1 protein-coding gene is annotated in these 2505 nt (G+C 70.3%); it reads right to left on the bottom strand.

Translation table 11 applies throughout. From position 1 onward, the window contains the following. Nucleotides 1-2480, bottom strand: a 2480-nt coding sequence (locus AMK13_RS40750) for a condensation domain-containing protein (protein ID WP_274538719.1), incomplete at its 3' end; no start/stop codon positions are given. Between the last annotated feature and the right edge of the window lie 25 nt (nucleotides 2481-2505).

Below are 2505 nucleotides of genomic sequence, written 5' to 3'. Positions count from 1 at the left end.
ACCACCGACGGCACCACCCCGCCCGCCGCCGGCTCCCACTCCTCATCCACCCACACCACACACTCCGCGAGCCCCTCCACCGACCCGCGCAACACCGAACTCGACACCACCAGACCCACACCCGCCTCGGCCACCACCAACGCCGACCGCTCCCGCGGGAACTCCGGATCCAACAGCGTGTAACCACCACCCGCCTTCAACACACCCAACAACGCCACCACGAGATCCGCACCACGCCCCAGGCAGACCCCCACCAACCCGCCCCGCTCCAGACCGGACTCCACCAACCGCGCGGCCATCCGATCCGACAGAACATCCAACTCCCCGTACGACAACCGGCGATCACCATCCACCACCGCCACCGCACCCGGGGCCCGCACCACCTGCTCCCCGAACAGCCCCGACACCGTCCCCGCCGGCACCGGACCCCCACCACCACCCCACCCCGACACGACCAACTCACGCTCGCCACCCACCAACACCTCAACCGACCCGACCAACTGCTCCGGATCCGCGACCATGGCGGTCAACAGCGAACCGAGACGGCGGCCCAGCACCTCCACCGTGCCGTGGTCGAAGAGGTCCGCGGCGTACTGCAGCTCCACCTGGATCCCACCGGGCGTGCCATCGGCAGCCCAGGCCTCGGTGAAGGCGAAGTTGAGGTCGAACCGGGCCGGAGCCGTGTCGAAGGTCTCCGATTCCAGGGTGATGCCCGGGAGTTGGAGGCTTCCCTCGTTGTTGTTCTGCAGGACCAGCATCACCTGGAACAACGGGTGCACCGAGGCGGAGCGGACGGGGTTCAGCTCCTCGACCAGCCGCTCGAACGGCAGGTCCTGGTGGGTGAACGCCGCCAGATCCGTGTCCCGGACCCGGTCCAGCAACTCACCGAAGGTCGGCGCACCCGACACATCCGTCCGCAACACCAGCGTGTTCACGAAGAACCCGACCAGCTCGTCCAACGCCTCGTCCGAACGCCCCGCCACCACCGTGCCGATGGGGATGTCCGTCCCCGCGCCCAGGCGCGACAAGAGGGCCGCCAGGCCCGCGTGCAGCACCATGAACAGCGTCACGCCATGCCGACGCGCCAGGCCCTCCAACTCCGCATGCAGCCCGGCATCCAACCCGAACTCCACCAGGCCACCCGCACGCGAAGCCACCCCCGACCGCGGCCGATCCAACGGCAGCGCCACCTCCTGCGGCGCATCCCGCAACACCCCCGACCAGTAGGAAAGTTGCTGATCCAGGACCCCACCCAACAGACCCTGCTGCCACAGCGTGTAATCCGCGTACTGCACCGGCAACGGCGACCACTCCGGAGCAACCCCGGCCAGGCGCGCGCGGTAGGCCGACGCCACGCCCTCCCACAGCGGCTCCATCGACCAACCGTCACTCGCGATGTGGTGCAAGGTCACCACCAGCACCGACTCGCCCTCGCCGAGCCTGAACAACACCACCCGTACGGGCAGGTCGGTGGACAGGTCGAACGGGGTGAACGCGGCCCCGCGCACCGCCTCGTCCAGCGTGTCGCTCCCGTACTCCACGACCGTGAAGGGCACCTGGACGTCCTGGGCGGGCAGCACCAGCTGGCGGGGCTGTCCGTCGACCGCGGGATAGACCGTCCGCAGGGCCTCGTGCCGGCCGACCACGTCACCGATCGCCGCACGGAGCGCCTCCACGTCCACCGATCCGTGGAGGCGGAACGCGAACGGGCTGTTGTACGTGGCGGAAGCACCTTCGAGCTGGTCCAGGAACCACAGCCGCTGCTGCGCGAACGACAGCGGCAGCACCTCCGGACGCTCACCCGCCACCAACGCCGGCCGCGCCGGCCGCCCCTCCTTCAGCTTCTCGGCGACGCCGACGACCGTGGAGGCGTCGAACAGGTCGCGGATGCCGAGTTCCGCGCCGAAGGTGCTGCGAATCCGGCTGATCAGCCGGGCCGCGAGGAGCGAGTGCCCGCCCAGCGCGAAGAAGTCGTCGTCGATCCCCACCGACGGCAGGCCCAGCAGCTCCGCGAAGATGCCGCAGAGCAGTTCCTCCTGCACCGAGCGCGGTGCGCGTCCGCCCGGCTCGACGGCGGTGGCGGCAGGTGCGGGCAGTGCGCGCTGGTCCAGCTTGCCGTTCGGCGTGATCGGCAGCGCCTCCAGCACCACCACCGCCGACGGCACCATGTGGCGCGGCAGGCGTTTGACCAGGAAGTGACGCAGTTCCGCCGCGTCCACGTCCCGACCGTTCACCGGGACGACGTAGCCGACCAGGCGCTTGTCGCCCGGCCGGTCCTCGCGTGCCACGACCGCGGCCTGCGCCACCGCCTCGTGCGCCAGCAGGACCGCCGCGACCTCGCCCGGCTCGACCCGGAAGCCCCGGATCTTCACCTGGTCGTCCGCACGCCCCACATACTCCAGCACCCCGTCCGCACGCCAACGACCCAAGTCGCCCGTCCGGTACATCCGTTCACCCGACACACCCAGCGGATTCGCCACAAAACGCTCCGCCGTCAGCCCCGCC

Origin of the sequence: Streptomyces sp. CB02056 (genome assembly GCF_001905545.1) — a bacterium.
In the GTDB taxonomy this organism is placed as follows: domain Bacteria; phylum Actinomycetota; class Actinomycetes; order Streptomycetales; family Streptomycetaceae; genus Kitasatospora.
Note: the sequence above shows the minus strand (reverse complement) of the source record. Positions and strands in the feature narration are given on the sequence as shown.